Here is a 5,137-nt window from a genome sequence, read left to right on the forward strand (position 1 = left end):
CCAAAAAAAGCTTCAATTATAAAATAGCTTGAGGCAGCTCCCGGGTCAATATGACCTCGGCTCCTCTCTCCCAGGCGGCTGGAGCGACCACGCTTGGAGACCAAATCTTTAGTAGATTCCATACCTTCCTGAGCTCCTTCAATTGCCTCCCGGAGCATCTCCTTCAAGGATTTTCCTTCCTCATAAGCTTTCTGAAGAGCTAAAAAAGAAGGATAAATGGTATCGTACATAGTTTTATCCCCTAACTCTACCTGTCCTCTCCTTTGTATCCCTCCAGCAAAAGCCTCCCACATCTGGACTAAATCTGCAGGGGTAAGCTCTTCTTTTCCCAGTACTGCCTTTCCAGCATCCATAAAAGCAGTGCCGTAAAGAGGACCCATAGCCGCACCCCCAGAGAGAACTATAGATTTCCCTACTGCTTGTAAAAGCTCACCGATATCTCTTTTCTCTTCTGGGAATTTATCTACTATCTCTTGAATCTTATGAAAAGCATTACAAACACTCTCTCCATGGTCAGAATCACCAATGGGGGAATCGAGGTCATTCAAATATTGGCGATTCTTTTCCAGGTTTTCCACTACCTTATGTAAAGCATATTTTACTTTCTCTATAGATATAGATTGGGACATAATTTCTCTCCTTCAGTGCTGAACAAAATGTATTCCATCACAAGGAGCATCTATCAATCTTTTTAGTTCTTCATCCATCTTAGTTAGGGTTACTGAAAAGCCTCCCATCTCTAAAGAAGTAAAGAACTCTCCCATATAGGTACGATGAATTTTTATTCCATAGTCAGAGAGAATTTGGGCTACTTTACGGAAACAAATATACATCTCTAAAAGAGAGGTAGAGCCTAAACCATTAACTAAAACGGTAACTTCATCTCCTCTTTGGAAGGGAAGGTCTTCTAAAACCTGGCGAGTGAGAAGTTCGGTAACTTCATCGGCACTCATCATTTTCGTTCTTTTAATCCCTGGCTCGCCATGATGTCCCACTCCGATTTCCATTTCATCTTCTCCAATCTGAAAAGAAGGTTTTCCAGTAGTGGGTAAGATACAAGGAGTATGAGCTACCCCCATACTACGAGTGTTAAACACTGCTCTTTCTCCTACTTCTTTAATCTTTTTCAAATCTGCTCCTTCTTCAGCTAATGCTCCTGCTACTTTCCAGAGTATTACCTCTCCGGCTACTCCTCGCCGGTTATCCATTCTCTCTTTGGGAGAAGACGCTACATCATCATTAACTATGACACTTTCTACTTCTATTCCTTCTGACTGAGCTAACTCTTGAGCCATACCAAAGTTCATCACATCTCCAGAATAATTTCCCAAACACAGAAGCACTCCTTTTCCGGCATCGGCAGCTTTAATAGCTTCATACACTCTCTGCACCGGAGGAGCAGCAAAAATATCTCCCACGGCTACAGCATCCACTAAACCCCTCCCAATATAGCCAATGAAAGCAGGTTTATGTCCTGAACCACCCCCAGTAACTATTCCTACTTTCCCTGTAACTGGAGCGTCTTTTCTTACCAGAACTCTTTCAGTTTCTAATCTCTTTACTTTATTCTGGTTAGCTATTACAAAACCTTCTAACATCTCCTCAATTAAGTTTTCTGGTTGGTTAATGAATTTTTTCACTTTCATTCCCCCTTGAGATATTTATTTTCTATCTCCTTGATTTTAGCTACCTTAGGAAGAGACCGCCCTCCTTGAAACTCACTTCCTAACCAGGCATCTACTAACATTTTAGCTAACTCTGGCCCTACAATGTGTCTTCCTAAAGTTAAGACATTGGAATTGTTGCTCTTTTTAGCTCTTTCTGCCGAATAAATATCATGAGCACAGGCAGCGTAAACTCCCGGAATTTTATTAGCCGCCATAGCCATGCCTATACCTGTTCCACAGATTAAAATTCCATACTGATATTTCCCTTTGCTTATTTCCTCCCCCACCTCTCGGGCTACATCAGGATAATCTACCACTTCATCTTCAGAGTTAACCCCTCGGTCTTCAAACTCGATATTTTTCTCCCTGAGATGCTCCACAATAACTTTTTTTAAAGGATATCCAAAATGGTCAGAAGCAATAACCAGATACAAAAATAACACCTCCTCTTACTTCAAATAATTTCTTTTTGAAGAGAAACAAAATCAGGATAAAAACCCCGGAGCACCTGATAGAGAGCTCGGTATTTTTCAAAAAGAGTTTGATACAGTTGAGAATTTCTCTTATCAGGTTGATAGTGCTCTACTGGCTGAATAAAATTCTCACAAACTTCGGAGAAAGAGGCAAAAGCTCCCGTCCCCACTCCGGCAATGAAAGCTGCTCCAGTGGAAGCAGGGTCTTCTATGTTAGTGGTTTCCACTTCCATATCCATCACATCAGCCATAACCTGACACCACAAAGGACTCCGGGCTGCGCCTCCAGAGAGAGTTAATTTCTGAGCAGTCAAAGAAAAGCTCTTTAGTATCTCTACTGATTCTCTTTGAGAGAAAGCTACTCCTTCAATCACCGAGCGAATCATATGACGAATATCATGTTCATAGCTTAAACCGAAAAACACCCCTCGAGCATTGGGGTCAGAATGAGGAGTTCGCTCTCCAATGAGATAGGGAAGAAAAACTAACCCTTTACTTCCCGGGCTTACTTCTCCAGCTAAGGAGTTCAATTTATCAAAGCTCAAATCTTTGTCTAACTTAGCTAAGGAGTTAAATAGCCACTGATAGGAGCCGCCAGCAGCTAAAGTGCAACCCATCAAAAACCATTTTCCAGGAATAGAATAGCAAAAAGAATGCAGCCCTCGATTTTGATGGTCCATTTTGGCTTCTTCAGTTTGGGCCATCACCACTCCGGAAGTTCCCAAAACACAAGAAACAAGCCCCGGATGTATCACCCCTAATCCTATTCCTCCAGAAGACTGGTCTCCTCCTCCCCCTACAACTGGAATACCTTCAGGAAGACCAGTCTCTAAAGAGGCTTGAGGAGTAACATAACCGGTTATCTCTGGAGACTCAACCACCTGGGGTAAAGTATCCCGGTTAATCTCAAAGAGGTCTATCATCTTCTCTGACCAGCGGCGATTAGATACGTCAAACAAAAAAGTACTGGAAGCATCAGACACCTCAGTTGTGAAAGTACCAGTCAGTTTAAGTCGTAAAAAATCCTTGGGAAGAAGCATTTTGAAAGTCTGAGAAAGCGCTGGGGGTTCATGTTTTCTTAACCATAGAATCTTGGGAAGCCAATAACCGGTGAGAGGAGTGTTAGCAGTATATTTTAAAAGCTCTTCCAGGCTCACCTTTTCCTTTATCTCTTCTATCTCCTGGTAGCTTCTCTGATCACACCACAAAATGCAGGGACGCACTGGATTACCTTTTTTATCCAGTAGAACCAAGCCTAACATCTGACCTGACAACCCGATAGCCGATAGTTTATCTAAATCTCCGACCCGGGACCTCAGCTGGGAAATTAACTTACAGAATCCCTTCCACCAATCTTCAGGATTTTGCTCGGCACTAAAAGAATCAGGGTAAGATACTGATAACTCTACCGATTCCCGGAGAATAGAGTGAGTTTCCAAGTCTAAAAGAGAAGCTTTAATAGAAGAGGTCCCCAGATCCACTCCTAAAATATATTTTTTACTCAAAGGTAGCTCCTCCTTTAGTAGTAAAGAATCCCTCCGTCTACATTGATAGCTTGACCTACTATGAACTCTGATTCGTCGGTACACAAAAAGATGGTTAATCCTACCATATCTTCTGGAACACTGATTCTCCCTTTAGGAGTCATCTCAATAAACTTCTTTCGTTTCTCGGGGTCATCCAGATTCACTTTACCTAACTCTGTCTCTACTACTCCGGGACAGATGGAGTTAACATTTACATTATAAGGAGCCATTTCCCGAGAGAATGCTCGACTAAAGTTCATAACCGCTGCTTTAGTAGCAGCATAAGCAGCTTGATACTTATCACCATTTTTAGCTCCAATAGAAGCCACATTTACTATCTTTCCGTATTTCTGCTCCATCATCACCTTACCTATTGCTTTACACATAAGGAAAACACTTTTGGCATTTACTGCAAATATCTTATCCCAGTCTTCTTCTCGGTAATCAACTACCAATCCGGAAATCATAATTCCCGCATTATTAACTAAGATATCTATTCTTCCATATTCTTCTAAGGTAGTATCCCGCAAAAGCTCAGCTGTCCTCCACTGGCTTACATCACCAGCAAGGAAAAGCGATTCCCTCCCATATTTTTCTTTTATCTCTTGAGCAGTTGCTTGGCCAGTTACTTGATTGATATCATTTACCACTACCTTAGCTCCTTCTCGAGCTAAGCCTAAAGCTATAGCTTTCCCAATCCCTGCTCCCGCTCCAGTAACAATGGCAACCTTATCTTGTAATCTCATATTTTTCCTCCCTCTTATTGAATAGTATATCCTCCATCAATAACTAAAGTAGTACCGGTTACCATATCGGAAGCATCACTAGCTAAGTATAAGGCTCCAGCAGCAATCTCCTCAGGATAGGCAAAACGTCGAGTAGGTATCTTCTGTTTCATAGCTTCACCTACTTCTCCTGCCCAGGCTTTTTTGCCTAACTCAGTTAGAACTACGGTGGGAGCAATAGCATTAACTCTAATTCCAAACTCGGCCCATTCCAGAGCCAAAACTTTAGTCATTCCAATAAGGCCTGCTTTACTGGTACAATAAGCTACATGTTTATCCAGAGCGATGATGCCAGCTTGAGAAGAAATATTGATGATTTTTCCTCCTCCTTGCTTAATCATCTGTCGACCCACCACTTGAGAGAGCATAAAAGGAGCTTTTAAGTTAATATCCATAGTTTTATCCCACATCTCCGGGGATAAATTCTCTGCATCATCTAATAATCCCACTCCAGCATTGTTAACTAAAATATCGATTTTCCCCAGAGCTTTAACACTTTGGTCTACTATTTGAGGAAATTTATCAAAATCAGTGAGGTCAAAAACAAGGGGCAAGGCTTTTCTTCCATATCCTTCAATTTCCTGTGCTACTTCCTTAACTTTCTCTGCTATATCCACCAGGATCAAATCTGCCCCCTTCTGGGCAAAGAGTAGAGCTATTGCTTTACCAATCCCTTGAGCTCCTCC

General features: G+C 41.8%; 6 protein-coding genes. All 6 read right to left on the bottom strand.

From position 1 onward, the window contains the following. Positions 1-629, bottom strand: a 629-nt coding sequence (dhaL, locus tag GXZ17_RS06785) for a dihydroxyacetone kinase subunit DhaL (protein ID WP_409376535.1), incomplete at its 3' end; no start/stop codon positions are given. 12 nt (positions 630-641) lie between these two features. Then, positions 642-1,640 carry a dihydroxyacetone kinase subunit DhaK gene (dhaK, locus tag GXZ17_RS06790; RefSeq protein ID WP_409376536.1) on the bottom strand — a complete coding sequence of 333 codons (999 nt, stop codon included), beginning with the start codon at positions 1,638-1,640 and terminating at the stop codon, positions 642-644. A 2-nt stretch (positions 1,641-1,642) separates the two neighbouring features. Beyond that, positions 1,643-2,101, bottom strand: a complete 459-nt coding sequence (gene rpiB, locus GXZ17_RS06795; protein ID WP_409376537.1) for a ribose 5-phosphate isomerase B — start codon at positions 2,099-2,101, stop codon at positions 1,643-1,645. A 20-nt stretch (positions 2,102-2,121) separates the two neighbouring features. Next, positions 2,122-3,645: a xylulokinase gene (gene xylB / locus GXZ17_RS06800; RefSeq protein WP_409376538.1), complete on the bottom strand. Its 1,524-nt coding sequence runs from the start codon at positions 3,643-3,645 to the stop codon at positions 2,122-2,124. A 14-nt stretch (positions 3,646-3,659) separates the two neighbouring features. Further along, complete coding sequence (locus tag GXZ17_RS06805) at positions 3,660-4,412, bottom strand: SDR family NAD(P)-dependent oxidoreductase (RefSeq protein WP_409376539.1); 753 nt, start codon at positions 4,410-4,412, stop codon at positions 3,660-3,662. A gap of 14 nt (positions 4,413-4,426) precedes the next feature. Continuing rightward, a partial coding sequence (locus tag GXZ17_RS06810) for a GolD/DthD family dehydrogenase (RefSeq protein WP_409376540.1) occupies positions 4,427-5,137 on the bottom strand: 711 nt, incomplete at its 5' end.

It is taken from the genome of Candidatus Sordicultor fermentans (assembly GCF_012728195.1).
Lineage (GTDB): Bacteria > Atribacterota > Atribacteria > Atribacterales > Caldatribacteriaceae > Sordicultor > Sordicultor fermentans.